This is a genomic window from Micromonospora sp. DT81.3 (assembly GCF_049847225.1).
GTDB lineage: Bacteria > Actinomycetota > Actinomycetes > Actinomycetales > Microbacteriaceae > Microbacterium.
On sequence record NZ_JBNCNY010000008.1, the window covers coordinates 161,997 to 185,251 of the forward strand.

Here is a 23,255-nt window from a genome sequence, read left to right on the forward strand (position 1 = left end):
AGCAGAGCGAAGGTCGGATAGCGATGGTAGCCAACGGACGCAAGACGAACTGGTTCGCGATCTGGGTGAGCGTGGCCGTGGTGGTGGTGCTGGTCGTCGTCGGCATCGTCGTGGCCGTGGTGAACAACCAGGCGACGGCGCCCGGCGAAGCGCCGTCGGCGTCGAACATCGACTCCGAGACCGGGGCGATCCACGTGGGCGACGGGCCGGACACTCTCGCCACCTACATCGACTTCATGTGCCCGATCTGCAACAGCTTCGAGCAGACCTACGGACCCACCATCGACGGGCTCATCGACGACGGCACCATCACCCTCGACATCCACCCCATATCGATCCTCGACCGCGCGTCGCAGGGCACCCAGTTCTCGACGCGCGCCGCCAACGCCATGTACTGCGTGGCGGTGGCCGACGCGGACGCGTCGCTGCCCTTCATGAAGGCGATGTACGAGAACCAGCCGCCCGAGACGACGCCCGGACTGAGCAACGAGGAGATCCTGGCGATCGCCGACGGCGTCGGGGTCACCGACATCGACGCGTGCGTGAACGACGGCACGTACTCGAAATACGTCACCGACATGACGCCGCTGACACCCGTGGCGCCCGGCGCCCAGAGCATCGGCACTCCGACGGTCGTGCTGAACGACGAGGTGCTCACCCTCACCGGCGACCCGCAGGCGGACCTCGTCGCCCGCCTTCAGGGCTGACGCCGGGCGAGACATCCACGCGGGCGAACTCGGCGACACGTGGCCGCGCCGCCGAGTTGCCGAGGCATCCACTATCACGTACTATTGATCTTTGGTGCCTTGCGCCTCTTTCGGCGTGTCCGCGGATTCGATCCGCGGAAGTCGGCACCACAAACCCAACCCACCGCAGACCGACCGGTCTGCACAAGCGTTAGCGAGTGTATGGCGAAGAAAGACGGTGTCATCGAGATCGAAGGCACTATTTCAGAGGCGCTGCCCAACGCGATGTTCCGCGTCGAGCTCTCCAATGGACACAAGGTGCTCGCCACGATCTCAGGCAAGATGCGGCAGAACTACATCCGCATCATCCCGGAAGACCGCGTCGTCGTGGAGCTCAGCCCCTACGACCTCACGCGCGGACGAATCGTCTACCGCTACCGCTAGACCGGTCGAGAAGTAACGGCCCGTGATCCGGATGCCGCGGCCCACCGCCGCGCATGCGCACGGGCACGAAGACAGCGATAAGGAAACATCATGAAGGTAAACCCCAGCGTCAAGCCGATCTGCGATCACTGCAAGGTGATCCGCCGCCACGGCCGCGTCATGGTCATCTGCAAGTCCAACCCGCGCCACAAGCAGCGCCAGGGCTAGACCGCCCTTCGACAGGCTCAGGGACCGGGCTGTTGCTCAGGGATCGGGCTGTTGCTCAGGGACCGGGCGGTTGCTCAGGGATCGGGCTGTTGCTCAGGGACCGGGCTGTTGCTCAGGGATCGGGCTGTTGGTGAGCCTGTCGAACCACACAACTCAACACATACACGGCAGTTTCAGAACCCGCTCTCCACGTGAGCGGGGGACACCCCGGGCTGGAGGCCCGGGCACCGATTCTGCTCCACACCTCCACACCACTCCCAGGAGAACCGCATGGCACGTCTTGCCGGCGTCGACATCCCGCGCGACAAGCGCGTGGTCATCGCCCTCACCTACATCTACGGCGTCGGGCGCACCCGCTCCGTCGAGATCCTCAAGGCCACCGACATCAGCCCCGATGTCCGCGTCAAGGATCTGACCGACGACCAGCTCATCGCACTTCGCGACAACATCGAGACCTACAAGGTGGAGGGTGACCTCCGCCGCGAGGTCGCCGCCGACATCCGCCGCAAGGTCGAGATCGGCTCCTACGAGGGCATCCGCCACCGTCGCGGCCTCCCCGTGCGCGGTCAGCGTACGAAGACCAACGCCCGCACGCGCAAGGGTCCCAAGCGCACCGTCGCCGGCAAGAAGAAGGCGCGCTAGGCCTCCGCCTGCGCTACAGGATTCAGGAGAACCGCACATGGCTGCACCCAAGACCGCCGCGCGCAAGCCGCGTCGCAAGGAAAAGAAGAACATCGCGCTGGGCCAGGCCCACATCAAGTCGACGTTCAACAACACGATCGTCTCGATCACCGACCCGTCCGGCGCTGTGATCAGCTGGGCGTCCTCCGGTGGCGTCGGCTTCAAGGGCTCGCGCAAGTCGACGCCCTACGCCGCCGGCATGGCCGCGGAGTCGGCCGCCCGCCAGGCGCAGGAGCACGGCGTCAAGAAGGTCGACGTCTTCGTCAAGGGCCCGGGTTCGGGCCGCGAGACGGCGATCCGCTCGCTGCAGGCCGCCGGCCTCGAGGTGGGCTCGATCAACGATGTGACGCCGCAGGCGCACAACGGCTGCCGTCCCCCCAAGCGCCGCCGCGTTTGATCCCGGTGCGAGGGCGTCCGCCGCAGGACGCCTTCGCCCGCAGGCCCGCGCGCTCGCGCGAGCCGGGTCGCGCAGCGACCACTACGACATCCGGATGACTCGGCACGAGACATCCGCCGACGAAAACTCAACACCTCACATCACGCAAGTGTCATATAGCGGGCACTTGATCGAAAGGAACACATAGTGCTGATCGCACAGCGTCCCACACTCACCGAGGAAAAGATCGCGGAGTTCCGCAGCCGGTTCGTCATCGAACCGCTGGAGCCCGGCTTCGGCTACACGATCGGGAACGCGCTTCGCCGCAGCCTCCTCTCCTCCATCCCCGGCGCCGCCGTGACGAGCATCCGTCTCGACGGCGTGCTGCACGAGTTCAGCACCATCCCGGGCTTGAAGGAGGATGTCACCGAGATCATCCTCAACATCAAGCAGCTCGTCGTCTCGAGCGAGCGCGACGAGCCCATCACCGCCTACCTGCGCAAGACGGGCGCCGGCGAGGTCACGGCTGCCGACATCTCCGCCCCCGCCGGTGTCGAGGTGCACAACCCCGACCTGGTCATCGCGACGCTGAACGACTCGGCGAAGTTCGAGCTCGAGCTGACGATCGAGCGCGGCCGCGGCTACGTCTCCGCCACGCAGAACCGCAACGAGTACGCCGAGGCCGGTCAGATCCCGATCGACTCGATCTACTCGCCGGTGCTCAAGGTCAGCTACCGCGTCGACGCCACGCGCGCCGGTGAGCGCACCGACTTCGACAAGCTCGTGCTGGACGTCGAGAGCAAGGCCTCGATCTCCCCGCGCGACGCCGTCGCCTCGGCCGGCCGCACGCTCACCGAGCTGTTCGGTCTCGCCCGCGAGCTGAACGTCGAGGCCGAGGGCATCGAGATCGGCCCCGCGCCGGTCGAGACCGTCCTCACCAACGAGCTGTCGATGCCGATCGAAGACCTCGATCTCTCGGTCCGCTCGTACAACTGCCTCAAGCGCGAGGGCATCAACACGGTCAGCGAGCTCGTCGCCCTCTCGGAGACGCAGCTCATGAACATCCGCAACTTCGGCCAGAAGTCGGTGGATGAGGTCCGCGACAAGCTCATCTCGCTCGGTCTTTCGCTCAAGGATTCGGTGCCCGGTTTCGACGGCGCCCACTTCTACGGCGGATACGACGACGAGACCGTCTGAGCCCCTCTTCCCACTTTGATCCTGGAGACATCCGAAAATGCCTAAGCCCACGAAGGGTCCCCGCCTCGGAGGCGGCCCCGCACACGAGCGCCTGCTGCTTGCGAACCTCGCCGCCGCCCTCTTCACGCACCGCTCGATCACGACGACCGAGACCAAGGCCAAGCGCCTGCGTCCGCTCGCCGAGCGCCTGATCACGTTCGGCAAGCGCGGCGACCTGCACGCCCGCCGCCGGGTGCTCGCCGTGATCGGCGACAAGGAGGTCGTGCACGTTCTCTTCACCGAGATCGCGCCGCTCGTCGCCGACCGCGAGGGTGGCTACACCCGCATCACGAAGATCGGCAACCGCAAGGGCGACAACGCCCCCATGGCGGTCATCGAGCTCGTGCTCGAGCCGGTCCAGCCCAAGGCGAAGTCGGCCAAGAAGACGGCTGCGGCCGCTGCCGCCGCGGCTCCGGCCGCTGTTCCGGCCGCTGACGCTGCTTCGGATGACGCCGCTTCGGACGAGGTCGTCTCGGACGACGTTGCTACCGACGAGGCTGCTGCCGAGGCTCCCGAGGCCGAAGCGGCCGACGCCGCCGAGCCCAAGTCGGAGTAGTTCTCCTCGCATCTGCGCACCGCGAACCCGCGGCCACGCCTTCGGGCGGGCCGCGGGTTCCGTCGTTTCCGGGGTGCCGGCGGGCGGTGGTGCCGGGCTCGGCGGTGCGTCGGCGTGCACAACGGCGGGGATCCTCGGCGGGCACAACGGCGGGGATCCTCGGCGACACGCCGGGTGATGGATGCCGCGGCCGGCGTGTCGGTGCCGAAATCCGCCGTTGTGCACGGGCGAGCGCCTGGGATCGCCGGTCCGTTCCACCCGCGGCCACGCCTGTGGACCGGGCTCGGCGGTGCGTCGGCGTGCACCACCGAGCGTCGTCGTGCACAACGGCGGGGATCCTCGGCGACACGCCGGGTGATGGATGCCCCGGCCGGCGTGTCGCGGCCGAAATCCGCCGTTGTGCACGGGACCGGACCGGCTCGACGGATCCGAAGGCGCCCAGGGCCCGCCGAACCGCCGGAGGCGGGGACCCTGCGAAAAGGGCGCCGCGGATAGGCTCGTCGCGTGACCGAGAGCGAGCTTCTGCCCCTGGATCAGCGCATCTCCGCCCCCGAGCGCCCGACCGAGCCCCGGCATCCGGATGTCGCCCAATGGCGCCCCGCGACGGAGGACGACATCGACGCGCTCATGGTGCTGATGCGCGCGCTCGACACCGCGGATCACCCGACGTGGACGACCGCCCGGGAAGAGGTGGCCGACCAGTTCGACACGCCTTTCATCGATCCCGCCGTCGACTCGCTCATCGGGCTCGACGGGGACGGGCGCATCGTCGCGCTTGCCTGGGCGGAGCTGGCCCCCGGACGCGAGACCCGCGTACAGGCCTACGCGTTCGGCGGCGTGCACCCCGAACTGCGCGGGCGCGGAATCGGCCGACAGGTCATGGAATGGTCGGCGCAGCGCTGCCTGCAGCGCATGGCTGAGACCAGGAGCACCCTGCCCGCCTGGCTGATGACCTATGCCGAAGAGACCAACGTGGCCGCGATCCGGCTGGCGGAGCGCCGGGGAATGCGGGTGGAGCGGTACTTCACCTCGATGGAGCGCGTCCTCGCCGACCCGATCCCCGACATCCCGATTCCTGACGACGTGCGCGTGATCGGGTACACCCCGGCCCTCGCCGAGGCCGCCCGCTCCGCCCGCAACGACGCCTTCCGTGACCACTGGGGGAGCCAGCCCAGTGCTCCGGAGCGCTGGCAGCAGTTCGTGGGCGGTGAGCTGTTCCGTGACGACCTCTCGTTCGTGATCATCGAGAGGGCGGATGCCGGCGGCACCGGTGTCACGGACGTGCTCGGCGTCCCGGTGCGGATCGTCGCCTTCGCCCTCGGCTCGGTGAACGAAGAGGACTGGGAGGTGCAGGGCTTCTCCAGCGTCTACATCGACCTGATCGGCGTCGCTCGCCATCGTCGCCGCCAGCGACTCGCGCCGGCCGCGATCGGCGCTCTCCTGCGCGCGGCGCGCGACGCGGGGCTGGATCGGGCGATTTTGGATGTCGACACGGCGAGCCCGACCGGTGCGCACACGCTGTACGAGGGGATGGGATTCCGACCGACGGAGCGCACGGTCGCCCTCGTCGAGGAGTTCTGACCGCGAACCTGCGCCATCCATGCCTCTGCGGGTATGAAGCCGGCGTCGCTCGCCCCTGAACGCCTCTCGACGGGCGATCCCGTGCGCATCCCGGTCTCAGACGACCGCCTCGACCACCTCAAACACCGGCGCGCCTCGTATGTCACGAACCGCACGCGCCTCTATGCGCACGGAATCCCGGACCGCTATCCTGAGCGCATTCCGGCATGAGCCGGCGGCGAATGACCTCGGCTGCGGGGCCGGTCATCGAAGCGTGGGATCGGGAGCGCATGTCCGGAACGGACACGGCGGCGGCACCCGCCGAATGGGTGGGCGTTCCGCGCGCGCGGCGGCGTCCCGGACTCTCGATCTACTCCATCCTGCTCATGATGCTGCTCTTCGTGAGCGTGCTCTCCAGCATCGTCGTGGGCGTCATCGGCTACATCAACGGCACCGAGGCGCTGCGCGCCATCGCCTACGAGCGCCTCGTCGAGATCCGCGAGAACCGCGCGCGGGAGGTGGATGAGCTGTTCACGTCGATCGAGAACTCCGTCCGTCTCGGTTCGCTGAATGCGACCAGCATCCAGGCCGCTCGTGCGTTCTCGGACGGCTTCCGCGAGCTGCAGAGCGCCGAGCCGGATGCCGCGGCATCCGCAGAGCTGACCGAGTACTACCGCGACGTGTTCGCTCCGCAGCTCGCCGAGGTCAGCGGCGAGGAGGTGGACGGCGACGCGTTCGTTCCCCAGTCGCCGGCTCAGGCGTACCTGCAGGAGCGGTACGTCATCCCCTACGACACGTGGGAGGAGGCGATCCAGGTCGATGATGCCGGCGACGGCAGCGCGTGGTCGGCGGCTCACGCGCAGTATCACGAGTACTACCGCGCCATGACCGAGCTGCAGCGCTTCGAGGACGTTCTGATGCTCGACACCGAGGGCAACGTCATCTACACCGCCTTCAAGGGCGTCGACCTCGGCACCAACCTCTTCGACGGCCCTTACCGGCTCACGAACCTCGCCGATGCGTATCGCGAGGTGATGAGCGCGAACCTGGTCGGCAACGTCGTCTTCGAGGACTTCGATCCGTACAATCCCAGCCTCGGGGCGCCATCCGGCTGGGCCGTCACGCCCATCGCCGAGAACGGCACGATCATCGGGGCGCTGGCCATCGAGCTGCCGATCGACCGCATCAACGAGGTGATGACGGTGGGTGAGGAGTGGCAGGACAACGGGCTCGGAACCACCGGCGAGACCTATCTCGTCGGCGAGGACACCCTGATGCGCAGCGTGTCGCGGTCGCTCCTCGAAGACCCGGAGGCGTACGAGCGGGCGGCCGTCGCCGCGGGGCTCTCCCCGGATGCCGCCGCCCTGGGCGTCGCCGACGGCAACACCCTGCTGCGCCAGACCGTCTCGACGGAGGCCGTGACGAAGGCGCTCGCCGGCGAGCGGGGCACGACGGTGACCCCCGACTACCTGGGGCGCGACAGCCTGACCGCATACGCGCCGCTCGCCATCGACGGCTTGCCCTGGGCCATCGTCGCCCAGCAGGCAACAGCCGAGGCGCTCGTGCCGGTGGAGGACTTCACGCGCAACCTCATCCTCTCCACCGCCGGGATGATCGTGTTCGTCTGCCTGCTCTCGCTCGTGCTGGCGCAGGTCTTCGTTCGACCCCTTCGCCGCCTGAAGCTCGCCGCCCACATGATCGCGGGCGGGCAGGAGGGCGTGCAGGTGGATGCCGGATCCAGCGACGAGCTCGCCGATGTGGCGACGGCGTTCAACGACATGAGCCGCAGCCTGCAGGTCAAATCGAGCCTCATCGAGCAGCAGGAGAAGGCGAACGAGCGACTGATCCTGTCGTTCATGCCCGAGGGGATGGCGAGCAGGTACAAGGGAGGCGACGACGCGATCACCCAGGACAGCGACGACGTCACGGTGATCTTCGCCGACATCATGGGATTCGAAGAGCTCGCACTCTCCATGACGAGCGAGGAGTCCATCGCCCGGCTGAACGACCTCATCCGCACCTTCGACGAGGCGGCGGAGCGGCACGGCGTCGAGCGGGTGCGCACGACGCGGCAGAGCTACCTGGCAAGCTGCGGCCTCGGCACTCCGCGCGTCGACCACGCCCGCCGCGCCGTGGAGTTCGCGCTCGAGCTCAGCGAGATCCTCGAGCGCTATTCCAACCAGCAGGGAGTCGAGCTGGGACTTCGGGCCGGGCTCGATTCGGGGAAGGTGACGAGCGGGCTGATCGGGCGGGCGCGCGTGGTCTACGACATGTGGGGGGATGCCGTGAATCTGGCATTCCGGGTGCAGGGGGAGTCGGCTGAGGCCGGCATCTACGTCACGCAGCGGGTGGCCGACCGCATCCCCGACAGCCTCGTGCTGCAGCCGGCCGGCGACGTGGAGACCCAGACCGGCACCCAGCGCGTCTGGCGGGTCGAGTCCCCCGCGGTGATGGTGGAAGGCTGAGGATGGCCGCGAGGGAAAGGTCATCGAAGAATGGCTGACATCGTGTCGCAGGCGTGGTTCTGGCCGGCCGTCTTCGTGTCGGTGGGTTTGCCGCTCCTGCTGATCGGCCTCACCGAGATGTACAACGCGCTCGTGCGCGGCGGCAGCCGGGCCGCGCCGATCGTGCTGATGGTGCGCAACTACCTCGTTCCGGTCGCGGCGATCATGGTGCTGATCAGCCAGCCGGGGGCGTGGGACGAGGAGCAGTCCTGGTTCAAGGTCTTCGCGACGATCTTCGGGCTGCTCGTCATCCTCGTCGTGATCAACGCGGTCGATCACCTCGTCTTCCACCGGGCGGAGAAGGGCTCTTGGCGCGACCGGTTCCCGACGATCTTCAGCGACCTGATCCGGTTCGTCTTCATCATCGTCGGGATCGCGCTGCTGTTCTGGTGGGTGTGGGGCGCCGATGTGGCCGGCGTCTTCGCCGCGCTCGGAGTGACGTCCATCATCGTCGGCCTCGCGCTGCAGAACGCGGTGGGCTCCATCATCTCCGGCCTGCTGCTGATCTTCGAGTCGCCGTTCGAGATGGGCGACTGGATCGAGACGAACGAGGACACCGGTTACGCGTACGGCCAGATCGTCGAGGTGAACTGGCGCGCGGTGCACCTCGACACCGGCAACGGCATCCTCGTCATTCCGACGGCCCTGCTTGCCGATGGCTCCTTCACGAACCTGTCGCGCAGCCCCGAGCCGTATCTGGCCAAGCGAGAGGTGGAGTTCGGCACGGATGACCCCCCAGGGCGGGTCCGGGAGCTGCTGGTGCGGGTGGCCCGTGACATCCCGGTCTCCTCGCCCGATCGGGAGCCGACGGCCGCGACGCTCGAAGGCTCGAAGTACTCGGTCGGTATCCCGCTGCAGAACCCCGGCGACCGTTCGGTTGCGCTGAATGCCTTCTCGACGCGGCTCTGGTACGCGGCCCGCAGGGCCGGGCTGCACCTCGACGGAGACGACACCGACGAGTGGCGCACGGCTGATCGGCTTCAGAAGGCGCTGCACCAGATCGCGCCGATCCTCGGGCTTCGAGGCGGCGAGGCCGATGCGCTCGCGAGCTCGGCCCGCCTCGAACGCTACTGCCAGGGCGAGGTGATCCTGCGACCGGGCACAGTGCCGGATGCGACCCGGTTCATCCTCGACGGCCGGGTGGTCCTCGGCATCCCGACCGAGGACCAGGGCTTCGCGCAGGTGACCACGCTCGGCCGCGACGATGCCATCGGCATCACCGCGCTCACCCGCACGACGACGATCTCTCGCGCGGTGGCTCTGAGCGAGGTGGATGTCGTGTCCCTGCCGGTCGCCATGCTCGATGAGATCGTGCGCGGGCACCCGCTTCTCGCGCGCGAGATCGTGCGTGAGAGCGAGAATCGGGTGCGGCTGGCTCGCGCGGCGCTCGCCGCGGTGGGAGAGGTGCTGCCATACGGGCGCAGCATGCTGGGGTGAGCCACCGAGCCGACCGGCGCAGCCCGCGACGCCCGCCAGGGGCTCGGTAGGCTGGCCCCGTGCGGATCCGGCTAGACATCGCGTATGACGGCACGCACTTCCGCGGCTGGGCCAGGCAGCCCGGGCTCCGCACGGTGCAGGGCACCCTCGAGCACGGCCTGGAGCGCATCCTCGGCTCCCCGGCGGCACTCACCGTCGCCGGGCGGACGGATGCCGGCGTGCATGCGCGGGGACAGGTGGCGCACGCCGACCTCGACGACGCGCAGGTCGCGCGCCTCAGCGCGACCCGGCGCGGCGACGCGGCATCCGACCCTCTGCGAGGCCTCGCGCGCCGCATGCGCGGCGTGCTCGGCGCGTACTCGGACGTCGCCGTCACGGCCAGCGGCCGGGCTGCCGCCGGTTTCGACGCGCGGTTCTCGGCCGTCTGGCGGCGCTACGAGTACCGCCTGGCCGACGGGGTGACCGGCTACGACCCGCTCGAGCGGCACCGCACGACGACGGTGCGTCCCGATCTCGATGTGGTGGCGATGGATGCCGCGGCCCGCTCCCTGATCGGGCTGCACGACTTCGCCGCCTACTGCAAGCCGCGGGAGGAGGCGACGACGATCCGCACGCTGCTGGAGTTCGACTGGCACCGCGATTCCGAGGGGGTGCTCGTCGCCAACGTGCGAGCCGATGCGTTCTGCCACAGCATGGTGCGAGCCCTCGTCGGGGCGTGCGTGGCGGTGGGAGAAGGACGGCTCGAGGTCCACGACGTCGCGGCCCTGCGTGACGCGGGCGAGCGGACCAGCGAATTCAAGGTGCTCGCGGCGCGGGGACTGACGCTGACGCAGGTGGGGTACCCGGATGACGCCGAACTCGCCGCCCGCGCGGAACAGACCAGGGCGCGGAGGCTCGCCGACTGATCGCCGACTCAGGCGTGCGCGATGCGCGCGGGGCTGGGCTCGGCGTCGATCATGATCGGCAGGTGGTCGGACCGTCCCTGCGGCAGGGTCGTGACACGCGCGATGTCGAAGCCGACGGACGTCGCGAAGTCGTAGTGCCCGCGGAAGAACTTGTAGCGCGTGTACGTGCGCGCGTCGCTCAGGGTCAGCTCGTACCCCTGATCGCGCACCTTCTGGCCGAGGTGCTCCTTGAAGACCGGATAGTTGTAGTCGCCCACCATGAGGGCAGGCAGACCCGGACCCAGCTGTTCCAGTTCGCGCAGGGCCGCCCGGATCTGGTGCCGGCGCAGTGAGTTCAGCGCCGTCAATGGCGCGGCGTGGAACGACGCGACGATGACGCTGCGGTTCTGATCGATGTCGTGCAGGCGGACGCCGAGCATGCGCTCGTGCGCGGGCTTCAGCACACGATCGTGGAGCGACTTCTTCAACGCGATCGCGCGGACCTCGCTCGCCCGATAGGTGTTCTCACGGTAGTAAAGTGCCAGCCCGAGCCGATTGCCCTGCGTCGAGTGGGCGAGCCGAAGCCCTGCGATGCCCTCGGGGAGCTCATTGGTGTCGCACTCCTGCAGGCACAGGATATCGGGCGCATGGCGCTCCGCCAGCCCGGCGAGTTCGTTGGCCGCGCGGTGCTTGCGCAAGTTGTACGAGATGACCTTCATTGCGAAACCAGCCTAGGGCGCGCGGGAGGCGCAGAGGAGCGCGCGAACTCATGCGAAGCGGATCCCCAGAGGACCCGAAGACGGCGGGCGTCTCCGGCGCTCAGGAAAACACCGACCCGCGGCGGTAGGATCCTGAGGACGAGCGGCGACGACGCGGCATCCCATCTGCCTTCGGAGGACCGCGTGACTCACCTGCACACCACTCGCGCGGGCCTGCAAACGCGTAGGGCCGTTTCCGCCGGCCTGCTCCTCGCCTATGGCGCGCTGCTCGCCGTCGTCGCGCTCTACCCGACCCCCGTCGACCGGCCCGTGTCGGGACTGCTGCAGGGGCTCGATGAGTGGATGCGGGGCAGCTACGACGTGCTGGAATTCACGTCGAACGTGGCGCTCTTCGTGCCGGTGGGCGTGCTCGTCGCCCTACAGCTTCCTCCCCGGCTGCGGTGGGCCGCCGTGCCGATCGGCGCAGCCGTGTCACTGGGCATCGAGCTGCTGCAGGCGGCACTTCTCCCCGAGCGCGTCGCGACGCCTTCGGATGTCTTCGCCAACACCATCGGGACCGCCGTCGGCGTGCTGCTCGTCGCCGTCGTGTCGCGGTCGAGGCAGAGGCGGCGTCGACCGAGCCGCTGAAGGGTGCCGCCCGCTACCCTTGCGGCATGGAGAACCCGACGGACTCCGCACGGTCGGTGTGGCACGACGGGACGGACGCGCTCGAGGTGATGCGCCGGCTCACCGGACGGCCGGTGTTGCAGGACCGGCAGTGGTCGGATGCCGTGCTCGCAGAGCTGTCCCGGCAACTCGATGACCCCCGGATCGTTCGGCGGGATCCGCAAGAGCGCCCCCTGCCCGGCGCCCCGGGCGTGCTCATCCCCGGCGGGCGCTGGCATGTCAACCTCTCGGCGATTCGCGGCCGTTGGCCCGAGCTCGCGCTGGCGGTGCTCGCCACTGTGACGACGCGCGATCCGCTGGTCGCGGCGGGCGCACTGGTTTCGCTGCGCCATACGCTCACGCAGCTCTCCGACGATGAGGCCGAGGTGGCCGCGACCCTGGTCCGTCTGGCCGAGGAGCGAGGAGGGTCGATCCCGCGTGCCGACCTCGAGGCGGCCTTTGCGTACGACCCCGCGCGCGACGGCGAGATGCCTCCGGGCATCCACCCGATAGACGCCCCGGCCGTCATCGGCGGGCTGCTGCAACGAGGTGTGCTCGCCGAGAAGGCCGGGAGTCTGTCGGTGCAGCTCTGAATCTCGCCGCACTCGCCCCAGGTCCCGGACTCGAGCGGGGCAGCCTTTACCTCTGTGAAACAGGCCATTCATTTGCGCTTGGTAGAGTTTCGGCATGCGGTCCACTCTTCTTGCCATCCTTCGCGCCCCGGCCGGCGCATCGAGGAGCCGTGACAGGTGACCGCTCAACTCCGATACTGCCCAGGAGTCCTGGACCACGCGCCCTTCTCGCCTGGCGCAGTCCTGGCCGGAACATAGCCTCTGCCGGCGTCTTGCGACGCCCGCCCGAACCATGTCCCAACGGCGGGACCGTCACGCCGAAAGGATAGACATCCGTGACTGAACTGAGAGGTCTCAGCTCAAGCGCTTCCGATAGGAGCCTGCCATGACGGCGGTGCAGAGCCTCGGTCGCACCGTAGGCCGGGGTGCCGTCGTCACATTCGGCGGCCAGATCGTGCGAATAGCGATCCAACTCGTCGGCATCGTGTTGCTGGCGCGGCTGCTCTCTCCTGCCGATTACGGCGTCACCGCGATGGTCCTCGCGATCGTCGGGGTCGGTGAGATCATGCGCGATTTCGGACTGTCGAGCGCGGCGATCCAGGCGAAGACGCTGACGGCGGGCCAGCGCGCGAACCTCTTCTGGATCAACTTCGGGATCGGAGCTGCGTTGACGGGCGCCGTCGCGGCACTCGCGCACCCGATCGCCGCATTCTACGGCGATGAGCGGCTCGTCCTCGTAACGCTCGCGCTCTCCACGACGTTCGTCCTCGGCGGATTCGTGACACAGTTCCGCGCCGACCTCACGCGAAACCTTCGGTTCGGACCTCTCGCGGCGATCGAGATTGCGGCCCAGGCAGCTGCGCTCGTCATTGCGCTCGCGCTCGCGGCCCTCGGCTGGGGGTACTGGGCGCTGGTGGCGCAGCAGGTGCTGCAGGTGTTCTTCCAGGCGGTGGCACTGCCGATCATGGGTGGCTGGTGGCCCGGCTTCCCTCGTCGCGGTGAGGAGATGAAGCCACTGCTGAAGTTCGGCGGCGGGCTCGTCGGCGCCCAGATCCTCACCTACGCGAGTCGTAACGTCGACTCGATCGTCATCGGCCGCGTCTTCGGCGCTCAGTCGCTCGGCTACTACAACAGAGCCTTCCAGCTGATGCTGCTTCCGCTCAACCAGATCAACGCTCCGTCGACGCGCGTTGCACTCCCGGCGCTCTCGCGGCTTCAGGATCAGCCCGCGAGGTACGCCGAGTTCATCAGCTTCGGCCAGATAGTCCTGCTGAACATCGTGAGCCTCGTACTCGGCTTCTCGGTCGCGCAGGCCACCGACATCATAGCCGTGGCGCTCGGTCCCCAGTGGGCGCCGACCGTTCCGCTGTTCCAGATCCTTGCCATCGCCGGCTTCTTCCAAGCGGCTGCGTTCGCGACGTACTGGGTCTTCCTCTCGCACGGCCTCACGGGGCGCTTTCTCCTTTACACCGTCTGGACCAGGCCGTTCGTCATCGGACTCGTGATCCTTGGCGTCTTGTGGGGCGTCGAGGGCGTTGCATTGGCATACCTGGTTACGACGGCCCTGCTCTGGCCGATCGGCATGCTCTGGCTGCGGGGTCGGTCGACCGCACCGCTCCTCCGCCTCTTCCTCAACGGACTTCGCACGCTTGCCGTCTACGGCGTCGCTGCGGTCGCCTCATACGCGTCGACGATGCTGCTGCCCGAGGCGTCGCCGTTCGTGCGCATCGGTGTCGGATTCGTGTCCTTGATCGCGGCGCTCGTGATCATGGCCGTCATCCTGCCCGCGTACCGACGCGACGTGCTGTCGATCATCGCCGGCCGGCGGTTCCTCGCCCGCGCGCGGCGGACCACCGACGATTCGGAGCCCGATCCTGCACGGGGGGATGCAGGATGACGCCCACGGGGGACGGTTGCGTCGCGTCGTGAACATGTTCGGACTGGGAGGCCGAGATGGGTAACACCGAAACCGTATGGCGCAGGATGCTCCGCACCGACGTCGGAAGGCGGGAGTGGGTGGACTTCGTCAAGGGGACGGCGATCATCCTCATCGTCGCCTATCACACGACACTGTTCCTGACGTCGATCGGGTTCGACGCGGCGGGGATCGGGCGGCTCAAGGTCGTGCTGGAGCTTTTCCCGATGCCGGCGTTCTTCCTGATCACGGGCGTGTTCCACAACCGCGTGGGGCAGTGGTCGTTCGCTGACGTCTGGAAGCGCCGCTTGCGTCAATACCTCTACCTGTACCTGCTGTGGTCCGTGATCAGATTCGTGCTGTACCGGCTGGCGCCGAATGTGCGCTCAGACGGTGCAGGATCGACGGCTTCCGATCCGCTCGCACTGCTCGGCATCCTGATCTGGCCGATCAGCTCGTATTGGTTCATCTACGCGCTCTTCATCTTCACGCTGGCACTCTGGCTCTTCCGCAAGGCCCCTCAGTGGGTACTGATCTCCATCGCGCTCGTGCTGTCAGTGCTGTCGTCGTCGGGGATCCTCAACGCGCACAATGTCGGCATCAACCGCATGACGGAGTACCTCATCTTCTTCACGCTCGGTGCCTACTTCAGCCGCAAGATCTTCGACCTGTTCGACGGGATGCGGTTGTGGCGCGCGATCGCGCTGGTGATCGGCTTCGCCGGTTTCGCAGCGGTCGTGACGCTGTTCCCGGTCCTGCAGCGAATCCCGGGATCGGCCTTCGTGGGCCAGCTGCTTGCGATCGCGACAGGGTTCGCACTCGCGTACTACCTTGTGCATCTCGTCTTCCTCAAGTGGGTCGTCTATGTAGGGCTGCGGACGCTCAACATCTACCTCGTCCACCTCTTCGTCATCGCGCTCCTCGTCGCTCCGCTGGCGTTTGTCCCGGTGCTCGATGAGCTCCCGGGGCGAGGGCTCCTCCTCATCGGCGTGCTCACGACGCTCGTCATCCTGCTGTCGATCCTCATCACGCGGTATCTCACGCGGTTCTCCTGGCTCTTCGTCTATCCCTTCACGGGGCGAAAAAAGGGTCGCGCGCGCGCGGCGCACAATATGGAGGCGGATGCCACGGCCGAGCGGGCGGCGCGAGCGCCCGAGGGCACGGGTCCAGAGCAAGACCCGCCACAGAGTCCGACAGGGAAGGTGGGAACGGCTTGAGGCTCGCGTGGGCGGACGTCGCGCGCGGCGGCGCGATGATCCTCGTCGTACTGGCACACGCCCTTCAGCTGATGAACGTCTATGGCTGGCACAACGGATGGCTCGACACGCTGAACCTGTACCTGACGGCGGTCAGGATGCCGCTGTTCTTCCTGGTTGCGGGCGTTTTCGCTGCCAACGCGATCCGCCGGACGTGGGGCGGCCTCTTCGCCACTCGTCTCGCGCTGCTGCTCTACATGTACTTCCTCTGGATGCTCATCCGCGCCGTGTGGTTCACGTTCGTGCCGTGGCCGCTCAGTGAGGTGCATCCGTGGATCGCCTTCGTGATATCGCCGATCTGGCCGACCAACGGCCTCTGGTTCCTCTATGCGCTCATCGTCTACCTTGTTGTCGGCAGGCTGACGCAGCAGCTCCCCGCGTGGATCCCGCTCCTTGCATCCGGTGCTCTGGGCGTGGCGGCAGCGATGGGTGTCCTGCCGACGGCGGACAACATCGTGTGGCGCTCGGTTGCGATGTACATGTTCTTCTTCCTGCTCGGCGCGCGGCTTCCGGAGGTGTGGCGATCCGTCGCGGCGCGCGCCAATCCGGTGCTGCTTGTCGCCGCTATCATCGCCGTGCCCGCCGCCATGGCGGCCTTCTCCTTCATTCCCGGCCCCGCGAGGGGGGTGGGGCGCATGGCTCTATCGGTGGTCTGCGTGACAGCGTGTCTGGTCATCGCCGCGATGATCGCGAAAGTGGGGTGGCTGTCCGCTCCCTTCCGGTACATCGGCCAGCGAACGATCGCCGTCTACGTCGCGCACGCGATGCTGCTGGCAGCAGTCGTGCCGCTCATTCCGGTGGGCGTCGTGTCCCCGGTTCTCGCCGCCGCCGCGCTGACGGCGTTCGGAGTCGGTGTGCCGCTCGTCCTCTATCGGTTGCTCGCCCCCGTAGGCGGCATATTCAACCTGCCCAAGCCGATCGCCCGAGCTCTCGATCCGCAGGGGAAGCGGTTGCTCGAGTGATGTGAACGACAAGAAGCTGCACTCAAGGCCGAGGGGATCCCTCGGCCTTGAGTGCACGTCGTCCAAGCAGCGTGGCTCTGCCTACGGCCGCCCCATCCCGAAGTACGTCCATCCGGCCGCTCGCCACGCTGGAGCGTCCAAGCAGTTGCGGCCGTCGACGACGATGCGCCCCGCCGTGAGCGAGGAGGCGTGCGCTGGCGAGAGCTGGCGTCGGTATTCGTCCCACTCCGTGACCACGACGACCGCGTGGGCTCCCGTGAGCGCCTCGTCTCGTTCTGCATAAGTGAGCTGAGGGTGCCTGGACCTGGCGTTCTCAATGGCTTCGGGGTCGGTCACGACGACGTCCGCCCCGAGTCCGCGCAGCTTGACCGCGACATCGAGAGCGGGGGAGTCCCTGATATCGTCGCTGTGCGGCTTGAAGGCAGCACCCAGCACGGCGATCTTCTTCTCGTAGACGTCGCCGTCGAGGGCATCGACGACGAGCTGAACGGCGCGGTCCCGTCGGCGAAGGTTGATGGCGTCCACCTCGCGCAGGAACGCGACGGACTCGCCGCGCCCCAGTTCCTCGGCGCGCGCGGAGAATGCCCGGATGTCTTTCGGCAGGCAGCCGCCCCCGAATCCGATGCCGGCGCCGAGGAATCGGCGACCGATGCGGGCATCGTGCCCGATCGCGTCGGCGAGCTCGGTGACGTCCGCGCCGGTCACCTCGGCGATCTCAGCCATTGCGTTGATGAAAGAGATCTTGGTCGCGAGGAACGCATTGGCCGCAACCTTGACGAGCTCGGCGGTCGCATAGTCGGTGACGATGAAGGGCGTGTCGGTCGCTATCGCGGTGTGGTACACCTCGCGGAGGACGTCGGCGGCCCGTTCACCCTGGGCGCCCGACGGAACGCCCGCGACGAGCCGATCGGGCGAGATCGTGTCTTGCACGGCCCAGCCCTCGCGAAGGAACTCGGGGTTCCACACGAGCGTTGCCCCCGTCGCCGCGACCCGCTCGGCGAGGATGGCAGCAGTGCCGACCGGAACCGTCGACTTGCCCGCCACGATATCGCCGGGCTTGAGATGGGGGATGAGGGCGTCGACCGCGGCGTTCACGTAGGTCAGGTCGGCGGCGTAGCCATCCTTCTGCTGAGGCGTACCGACGCCGATGAAGTGGACGGTCGCTTCCGCAGCCGCAGACATGTCGGTCGTGAAGCGAAGCCGGCCGGACGCGACTCCCTCCGTGAGCAGTTCGGGCAGGCCCGGTTCGAAGAACGGTGCCTTCCCAGCGGCGAGTGCTTGGATCTTCGGCTCGTCGACGTCGATCCCGACGACGTCATGGCCGATGGAGGTCATGGCGGCCGCGTGTACGGCCCCGAGATAGCCGCAGCCGATGACAGACAGACGCATGGAACTCCTTGGTGAATCGTTGTACTACCGAGCGCCTTCGCCCGCCTGATGGTTCATTCCTACCGCCTGGCTGTTACGGCGAGGTTAACGCGGCAGGGTGCGTTAGGGTGGGAGGGGAGGCCTCTGGCGGCTTCGCCCTTTTTGCAGAGGTCGGGTCAAGCCCGCAGTGCAGAACATTAATCCCGCCGAAACAGACACTTCACGGCGACTCTCTACGATTCTGAACATGAACCCGCACGTTCCCGGAGGCACCATCAACGGCTTTATGCGCACGGGGACCAGTCTGTGACGCCTCCATACCTCGTCGCCGGGCGCACGGAGTGGAACCACCGGCTCCGGTCGGCCGCGGTGTTCGTCGTGGCCGTCGCATTCACGGGTATCACGACCGTCGGCCTGCTTGCTACGGTCGAGCAGCCGTCCTATGAGCTTGCGCTGGCGATCCCGTTGCTGACGGTTCTCGTCCTCGGCGTCTTCCTCATGCCGGTGCACATGATCCCGGCGGTGGTCGGTGCGGTGCTCTGCGTGGTGCCGACGAGATTCGTTCCCAACGACGGGCCGTTCAACGCCCTGCCTCCACTCGCTCTGGTGATGGGGATCTGGGTACTGCGCCGAATCGTACTCGCCCACGGCGCGGGGCGTGCATCCCGCCTTCCACCGTTGTCGCGGATCGGCCCCCGTCTGGCCGTGTATACCTTCGCTGTCCTGCTCGTCGCGTGGCTCGGGGTTTCCATCCTGCGGTCGGGCGTCAACGAGACGACGGTCGGATGGACGCTCGCATTCGTGGTCAGCGCACTGGTTCCTCTCCTCGTGTTCGATGCGCGCCAGGAGGTCGCGCTTCTGCGGACGGTCCTCCTGATCGGCGGTGCTCTCGCGGGCGCGAACATCATGGTCGAGCTGGTGCTCGGGATGTCGCCCGTCTACGGCTGGCTGGGCGGTTCGCGGGAATTCGGCTTCGCGGTCTACCGCGCGCAGGGGCCATTCAGCCACCCACTGTTCGCTGCCGCCTTTCTCACCGTCCCCGCCATGCTCGGGATCGGCACGTGGCTGACTACAGGGCGCCGGTGGATGCTCCTCTGCGGCGGCCTGGCCGCCGGTGGGGTTCTGGCGACGGTATCGCGTGGCTCGATCGTCGCGCTGGGGGTGGCCGTCGGCGTTGCGGTGATTGCGGCGCCGTTCTTCCTGGGCTGGCGGAACGTCGGCCGGTGGTTTGTTTTCGTCGGCCTGGCCGGGCTCGGGGCCGTGGTGGCCCTCAATTTCGGCCCGCTTGTGGAACGTGCATCGTCGATCGAGTCGCAGCTGTCCGCCGGTGTTCGCGAGCGCGCGATCACCGTGGCGGTCAGCGCGGCTGAGTACAGCGACTGGTTCGGCACTGGGCCCGGAACCTCGGGCCAGACGGGACGCCTGTTCGACACCATCGTCATCGAGAACTCGCTTCTCCAGCTGCTCATCAGCATCGGCCTGCCTGGGCTGGTGCTGTTCGTTCTGTTCCTCTCAAGCCTCATCTGGAGCGCGTGGGCGCGCGGAGACCTTGCGGTTGGGCTCGCGATAATCGCGTACACCGTCTCCATCAGCAGCTTCAATTCGCTGGACGCGGTGCGGGGCATGCACATCGTGATCGGACTCCTGGTGCTTCTCGCCGTGCACGACTCGACACCGCGACCGCGCCCCGAAGAGTTCGAGCCGCTTTCCGCAGGCCGCGTGATGCAGCCGACCAGCGGGTGACTTCCCCCGATCAGCTCCCGCGCCGAACGGCGCCCACTTCGACCCAGAGGACTCCAATGATCGTTCGCCACGTCCGCCTCCGATACACCCTCCTCACCCGAGGAGTCTTCGATCACCTGGGAATCACCGAGCAGCGGGTCGCCTCGGCGCTCGAGGGCGTCCGGCGCGGATCCGCCCGCCATGTCCTCATCGCGCCACCCGGAGCCGGAAACATCGGCGACCAGGCCATGGTAGAGGCGTTTGTGGCGGCCGCGGACCGGCCGGTGACTGTCGTGACACGCGGTCCGAAGGACTTCACGCTCCCGGTCGATCTCGCCGCCGGCGCGGAGATCGTCGCCCTCCCCGGTCTGTTCTACGGGGCAGGCGGCGCTCACGCGAACGCCCTCGCGCGACTGAAGCTGCTGCTGACCGATGCCGCGACGGTGTCGATCGTCGGGGCCGACATCATGGACGGGGTGTACGTGCTGCGCAGCTCGCTCCGCCGCTCCGCGATCGCCGCGGGCAGTGCCCGCGCGGGCATCGACACGACGGTGCTCGGGTTCAGCTGGAGCGGAAAAGCACCCGCAGCGGCCCTGCGTGCGCTGCGCCGGGCGGGCGCGGCCGGTGTGCGCCTGCTTCTTCGCGATCCTGCGTCCGCTGCCCGAGTGCGTGACGCCGGCATCGGCGGCGTCGTCGAGACGGCTGACATCGTTTTCACCGACGATCGGCGCGACGACGCGAAGGCCGACGGCATCCTGAGGGGGATCGACGGTCCCTTCGCGATCGTGAACGTGAGTGGTCTGATCGCACGCACGGTCGATCAGGTACCCGAGTACACGGCGCTGCTGGACCACCTGCGCGCGGACGGATTCACCGTCGTCCTGCTGCCGCACGTGCTGCGCGACACGGCGGACGACCTCACTGCGTGTCGCGAAGTCTATGCAGCCAGCGGAGGCGAGGGAGTCCTGCTCATCGACGAGCAGCTTTCGCCGTCCACCATCCGTTCACTCGCGAATCGTGCATCGCTCATCGTCACGGGGCGTATGCACCTGGCCATCATGTCGCTGGCCCAAGGTACCCCCGCGATCACTCTTGCGACTCAGGGCAAGGTCGAGGGTCTGATGAAGCTGTTCGGATGGCCCGAGCTCTGCGTCGCACCCGGACCGGGGATGGGTGAGCGGATCTGGGCCGTAGCGAGCCAGGTGCTGGCGGCGCCGGACGCCCGCGACCGCGTGCAGGCGGGCGCCGCCCGCGCGCGTGCCTTGGCCGCCGCCAACATCGATCGGATCAGTGGGAACGACGCGCGGGAGCGCTACGCGGAGCGCAACGCGAGTCGCTGACGGCTCGGCGCCTCGCGATCGTCGAGCGCGTCGAGCCAGATTCGCTCCACACGGGGATACACCGACTCTGCCGAGTACTCCTCTTCGAACCGGGAGTGCCCGTGAGCCGCGACCTCCGCACGCCAGGTCGCGTCACCCACGGCCTTGCGGAGCGCCTCACCCAGCCCCGCGGCGTCGCCCGGCGGCAGCAGCACGCCCGCGCCCCCACCGAGCACAAGGGGGATACCCCCGACCTCGGTGGAGATCACGCACGCGCGACGCGCCATCGCTTCGAGGATGAACATCGGCATGGCCTCGTCACGGGAGGGCAGAACCGCGATCTCCGCGCGCTCGAGCAGCTCCATGAGTCGAGCATGCGAGACACTGCCGAGCCACCGCGTGCGCGGGAGCGCACGGTCGACCAGGTGCTCGTCGCGCACCGGACCTGCGACCACGAGCTCCCACTCCGGGTGCTCGTCCGAGACCTCGCGCCATGCCTCCTGCAGGACATCGATGCCCTTGCGGTGCGAGACGACACCTCCGAAGACGACCAGCTTCTCTTTCGCTCGCGGCGTCCCACTGGGGATCGCGTTGGGAACGAGCTCGATCCGGTCCGCCGGTACGTGGCGCGCACTTATGTCGCTGGAGTCCTGGGACAGTGTGATGACCTTGGTGCACGCTTGCAGCACTCGTGCGACCGAGGCCGGGTTGGAGCGCTCGTACTGTGCGTACTCGCTTCCGTGGAGGTGAGCGATCACGGGCAGGCCGAGGCGGTTGGCGTATCGCGCAACCAGGCCTTCGCGAAGGAAGGATCCTCGCTCGGAGAGATGCGTCACGATGACTGCGCGCTCTCCCCGTCGAGCGATTGCGCGGACGTTTCGGAGGGTCCGGACGAGGCGCCGAGCGGCCGTGATGTGGTCGCCCGGATCTCCTCGGGATTCGAGCACCCGCACCGAGACGTTCTCGAAGGGCCAGGCCAGATACGCGTTGATGACCTGGGTCATGCCGCCGGGGATGTCGCCCGCGCGGCCGACGTGATAGATGCGGGGCCGTGCGCTCGCATCGGGGGCCGGCGTGGATACGGATGCGGGCGCCTGGGCGATGGTGTCGTGGAAGCCCTGCTTGGTCGCACGAAGACGCTCACGCGCGAGCAGCAGCGCGCCGACCTGCTCCCGCCGACGGCGGGCGATCCGGACGATGCGGTCCGCCAACTCATCGCCCGTGAGGCCGGTGCTGTTGATGGTGAGGTCCTCGAGCCCGATCGTGGAGAAGTGGCGGGAGATCTTGTCAGAGTCATCCAGCTGCAGCCCCACGGCGCCGGAGCCCTCGGTCAGGCCCGCAATGAGGACGTGGAGCCGGTCACTCGCTACGACCGCGGTGCGCCGATAGACCTCGCGCAGCCGAGCCTCCTGCGGACCATGGCCGCGTGACTCCGGCCATGAGACGACTTCTGCCCCGCCCAAGTCGGCGGCGAGTCGATGGGAGCGCCCGTCGTCCACACTGACCTGCGACACGACGCAGATCCGGAGGTCGAGGGCGTCTGCGGCTGCACGGATGCCGGCGAACCACTCCCCATCGGGGTAGGGCCTGGGTGCGACCTCCGCGTCCGCCCGCAGGGAGACGACGAGCAGGTCGCGCTCGGCGCGGCCGTCGCCGAGACTCGAGACGAGTTCGTCGTCGGGCATGCCCTCGTAGAAGCCGAGATCGGGAGAAGCGGGCCCGTGGCCCAGGTAAGCAGCCGTGCGGTCGTCGCGCCAGCGTGTATAGCTGCTGAGGGCGTTGGACGGCCACATGAGCGCACGTGGGAACGGGGCGAAGTTGCGCGCTCCGACGCCGACTCGCGACACGGTCCCGCCGCGCAGCCGGACCAGCGAGACGGCTGGCAGCATCGTGACGTGCTCTTTCATGCCGATCAGCGTCAACTGAACTTCGCCGGGTTTGTAGACGGAGTGCGCCCGCCCGCGGAGAGCGGAGCGAAGCAGTGCCGCATACCAGCGCCCGAAGGACCGGTACACGTGATCCTCCGGCCGAAGGCCGAGTCCCTCATCGTAGCCATCGGGGGAGCTTCCGACATAGACGTGCAGCGTTCCTGCTGCGCGGGCCCAGTCCAGAAGCGGTCGCCGCAGGATTATGTCGCCGATGTTCTCGTACTGACCCCGTCCGACGGCGAAGATGTCACGGCTGGTCATCGGGGCCTCCTGCTGTG

The 23,255-nt window shown here is 68.0% G+C and carries 21 protein-coding genes; 18 read left to right on the forward strand and 3 right to left on the reverse strand.

Annotated features, from left to right (window positions below; translation table 11 throughout):
* The first annotated feature begins 23 nt into the window (after nucleotides 1–23).
* The 11 genes from ACPW96_RS17560 (at nucleotide 24) to ACPW96_RS17610 (ending at nucleotide 10,592) form a co-directional block, all read left to right on the forward strand.
* Nucleotides 24–707, forward strand: a complete 684-nt coding sequence (locus tag ACPW96_RS17560; protein WP_425884555.1) for a DsbA family protein — start codon at nucleotides 24–26, stop codon at nucleotides 705–707.
* A gap of 201 nt (nucleotides 708–908) precedes the next feature.
* Complete coding sequence (infA, locus tag ACPW96_RS17565) at nucleotides 909–1,130, forward strand: translation initiation factor IF-1 (RefSeq protein WP_047544504.1); 222 nt, start codon at nucleotides 909–911, stop codon at nucleotides 1,128–1,130.
* 90 nt (nucleotides 1,131–1,220) lie between these two features.
* Nucleotides 1,221–1,337 carry a 50S ribosomal protein L36 gene (gene rpmJ / locus ACPW96_RS17570; RefSeq protein ID WP_005050492.1) on the forward strand — a complete coding sequence of 39 codons (117 nt, stop codon included), beginning with the start codon at nucleotides 1,221–1,223 and terminating at the stop codon, nucleotides 1,335–1,337.
* A gap of 270 nt (nucleotides 1,338–1,607) precedes the next feature.
* Nucleotides 1,608–1,979 (forward strand): 30S ribosomal protein S13, encoded by a 372-nt coding sequence (gene rpsM, locus ACPW96_RS17575; RefSeq protein ID WP_425823175.1) that lies wholly within the window; start codon nucleotides 1,608–1,610, stop codon nucleotides 1,977–1,979.
* A 37-nt stretch (nucleotides 1,980–2,016) separates the two neighbouring features.
* Nucleotides 2,017–2,415, forward strand: coding sequence for a 30S ribosomal protein S11 (gene rpsK / locus ACPW96_RS17580; protein WP_325484782.1), 399 nt, complete (start codon nucleotides 2,017–2,019; stop codon nucleotides 2,413–2,415).
* 186 nt (nucleotides 2,416–2,601) lie between these two features.
* A complete protein-coding gene (locus tag ACPW96_RS17585) occupies nucleotides 2,602–3,591 on the forward strand; it encodes a DNA-directed RNA polymerase subunit alpha (protein WP_425884556.1) in 990 nt (329 codons plus the stop codon).
* Between the two features lie 37 nt (nucleotides 3,592–3,628).
* Nucleotides 3,629–4,186: a 50S ribosomal protein L17 gene (gene rplQ, locus ACPW96_RS17590; protein WP_425884557.1), complete on the forward strand. Its 558-nt coding sequence runs from the start codon at nucleotides 3,629–3,631 to the stop codon at nucleotides 4,184–4,186.
* Between the two features lie 504 nt (nucleotides 4,187–4,690).
* Entirely contained in the window at nucleotides 4,691–5,767 is a 1,077-nt protein-coding gene (locus ACPW96_RS17595; protein ID WP_425884559.1) for a GNAT family N-acetyltransferase, read from the forward strand.
* Between the two features lie 269 nt (nucleotides 5,768–6,036).
* Entirely contained in the window at nucleotides 6,037–8,211 is a 2,175-nt protein-coding gene (locus ACPW96_RS17600) for an adenylate/guanylate cyclase domain-containing protein (protein WP_425884560.1), read from the forward strand.
* Between the two features lie 30 nt (nucleotides 8,212–8,241).
* A complete protein-coding gene (locus tag ACPW96_RS17605) occupies nucleotides 8,242–9,687 on the forward strand; it encodes a mechanosensitive ion channel domain-containing protein (protein ID WP_425884562.1) in 1,446 nt (481 codons plus the stop codon).
* A gap of 59 nt (nucleotides 9,688–9,746) precedes the next feature.
* Nucleotides 9,747–10,592 carry a tRNA pseudouridine synthase A gene (locus ACPW96_RS17610; protein WP_425884563.1) on the forward strand — a complete coding sequence of 282 codons (846 nt, stop codon included), beginning with the start codon at nucleotides 9,747–9,749 and terminating at the stop codon, nucleotides 10,590–10,592.
* Between the two features lie 8 nt (nucleotides 10,593–10,600).
* Here the strand turns inward: ACPW96_RS17610 and ACPW96_RS17615 are convergent, their stop codons facing one another.
* Nucleotides 10,601–11,290: an endonuclease/exonuclease/phosphatase family protein gene (locus ACPW96_RS17615; RefSeq protein ID WP_425823190.1), complete on the reverse strand. Its 690-nt coding sequence runs from the start codon at nucleotides 11,288–11,290 to the stop codon at nucleotides 10,601–10,603.
* Nucleotides 11,291–11,473: 183 nt separating this feature from the next.
* On the opposite strand from ACPW96_RS17615, the gene ACPW96_RS17620 reads away from it, so the two are divergent.
* The 5 genes from ACPW96_RS17620 to ACPW96_RS17640 all read left to right on the forward strand — a co-directional run bounded on the left by ACPW96_RS17620 (nucleotide 11,474) and on the right by ACPW96_RS17640 (nucleotide 16,640).
* Nucleotides 11,474–11,917, forward strand: a complete 444-nt coding sequence (locus ACPW96_RS17620; RefSeq protein WP_425823192.1) for a VanZ family protein — start codon at nucleotides 11,474–11,476, stop codon at nucleotides 11,915–11,917.
* A gap of 26 nt (nucleotides 11,918–11,943) precedes the next feature.
* On the forward strand, nucleotides 11,944–12,528 hold the full coding sequence (locus ACPW96_RS17625; protein WP_425884564.1) for a hypothetical protein: 585 nt from the start codon (nucleotides 11,944–11,946) through the stop codon (nucleotides 12,526–12,528).
* A 364-nt stretch (nucleotides 12,529–12,892) separates the two neighbouring features.
* Nucleotides 12,893–14,404: a lipopolysaccharide biosynthesis protein gene (locus ACPW96_RS17630; RefSeq protein WP_425823196.1), complete on the forward strand. Its 1,512-nt coding sequence runs from the start codon at nucleotides 12,893–12,895 to the stop codon at nucleotides 14,402–14,404.
* A gap of 56 nt (nucleotides 14,405–14,460) precedes the next feature.
* Nucleotides 14,461–15,639 (forward strand): acyltransferase family protein, encoded by a 1,179-nt coding sequence (locus tag ACPW96_RS17635; RefSeq protein WP_425884565.1) that lies wholly within the window; start codon nucleotides 14,461–14,463, stop codon nucleotides 15,637–15,639.
* Nucleotides 15,636–16,640 (forward strand): acyltransferase family protein, encoded by a 1,005-nt coding sequence (locus ACPW96_RS17640; RefSeq protein WP_425823200.1) that lies wholly within the window; start codon nucleotides 15,636–15,638, stop codon nucleotides 16,638–16,640. The genes ACPW96_RS17635 and ACPW96_RS17640 overlap by 4 nt, the downstream gene beginning before the upstream one ends.
* 81 nt (nucleotides 16,641–16,721) lie before the next feature.
* Here ACPW96_RS17640 and ACPW96_RS17645 read toward each other — a convergent pair whose 3' ends face one another.
* Nucleotides 16,722–18,023, reverse strand: coding sequence for a UDP-glucose dehydrogenase family protein (locus ACPW96_RS17645; RefSeq protein ID WP_425884608.1), 1,302 nt, complete (start codon nucleotides 18,021–18,023; stop codon nucleotides 16,722–16,724).
* Between the two features lie 291 nt (nucleotides 18,024–18,314).
* Here ACPW96_RS17645 and ACPW96_RS17650 point away from each other — a divergent pair, with 291 nt between their 5' ends.
* Nucleotides 18,315–19,751, forward strand: coding sequence for an O-antigen ligase family protein (locus tag ACPW96_RS17650; protein WP_425884567.1), 1,437 nt, complete (start codon nucleotides 18,315–18,317; stop codon nucleotides 19,749–19,751).
* A 56-nt stretch (nucleotides 19,752–19,807) separates the two neighbouring features.
* Entirely contained in the window at nucleotides 19,808–21,070 is a 1,263-nt protein-coding gene (locus tag ACPW96_RS17655; protein ID WP_425884568.1) for a polysaccharide pyruvyl transferase family protein, read from the forward strand.
* Here ACPW96_RS17655 and ACPW96_RS17660 read toward each other — a convergent pair.
* Complete coding sequence (locus ACPW96_RS17660) at nucleotides 21,043–23,238, reverse strand: glycosyltransferase (RefSeq protein ID WP_425884570.1); 2,196 nt, start codon at nucleotides 23,236–23,238, stop codon at nucleotides 21,043–21,045. The two genes, ACPW96_RS17655 and ACPW96_RS17660, sit on opposite strands and share 28 nt — an antisense overlap.
* Nucleotides 23,239–23,255 lie beyond the last annotated feature (17 nt).

Bases quoted from the DNA above. Each gene is read 5' to 3' on its own strand.
- rpmJ (WP_005050492.1), top strand. From the start codon at position 1,221: ATGAAGGTAAACCCCAGCGTCAAGCCGATCTGCGATCACTGCAAGGTG.
- infA (WP_047544504.1), top strand. From the start codon at position 909: ATGGCGAAGAAAGACGGTGTCATCGAGATCGAAGGCACTATTTCAGAG.
- ACPW96_RS17660 (WP_425884570.1), bottom strand. From the start codon at position 23,238: ATGACCAGCCGTGACATCTTCGCCGTCGGACGGGGTCAGTACGAGAAC.
- ACPW96_RS17615 (WP_425823190.1), bottom strand. From the start codon at position 11,290: ATGAAGGTCATCTCGTACAACTTGCGCAAGCACCGCGCGGCCAACGAA.
- ACPW96_RS17605 (WP_425884562.1), top strand. From the start codon at position 8,242: ATGGCTGACATCGTGTCGCAGGCGTGGTTCTGGCCGGCCGTCTTCGTG.
- rpsM (WP_425823175.1), top strand. From the start codon at position 1,608: ATGGCACGTCTTGCCGGCGTCGACATCCCGCGCGACAAGCGCGTGGTC.
- ACPW96_RS17560 (WP_425884555.1), top strand. From the start codon at position 24: ATGGTAGCCAACGGACGCAAGACGAACTGGTTCGCGATCTGGGTGAGC.
- ACPW96_RS17655 (WP_425884568.1), top strand. From the start codon at position 19,808: ATGATCGTTCGCCACGTCCGCCTCCGATACACCCTCCTCACCCGAGGA.
- ACPW96_RS17625 (WP_425884564.1), top strand. From the start codon at position 11,944: ATGGAGAACCCGACGGACTCCGCACGGTCGGTGTGGCACGACGGGACG.
- rpsK (WP_325484782.1), top strand. From the start codon at position 2,017: ATGGCTGCACCCAAGACCGCCGCGCGCAAGCCGCGTCGCAAGGAAAAG.
- ACPW96_RS17630 (WP_425823196.1), top strand. From the start codon at position 12,893: ATGACGGCGGTGCAGAGCCTCGGTCGCACCGTAGGCCGGGGTGCCGTC.
- rplQ (WP_425884557.1), top strand. From the start codon at position 3,629: ATGCCTAAGCCCACGAAGGGTCCCCGCCTCGGAGGCGGCCCCGCACAC.
- ACPW96_RS17600 (WP_425884560.1), top strand. From the start codon at position 6,037: ATGTCCGGAACGGACACGGCGGCGGCACCCGCCGAATGGGTGGGCGTT.
- ACPW96_RS17635 (WP_425884565.1), top strand. From the start codon at position 14,461: ATGGGTAACACCGAAACCGTATGGCGCAGGATGCTCCGCACCGACGTC.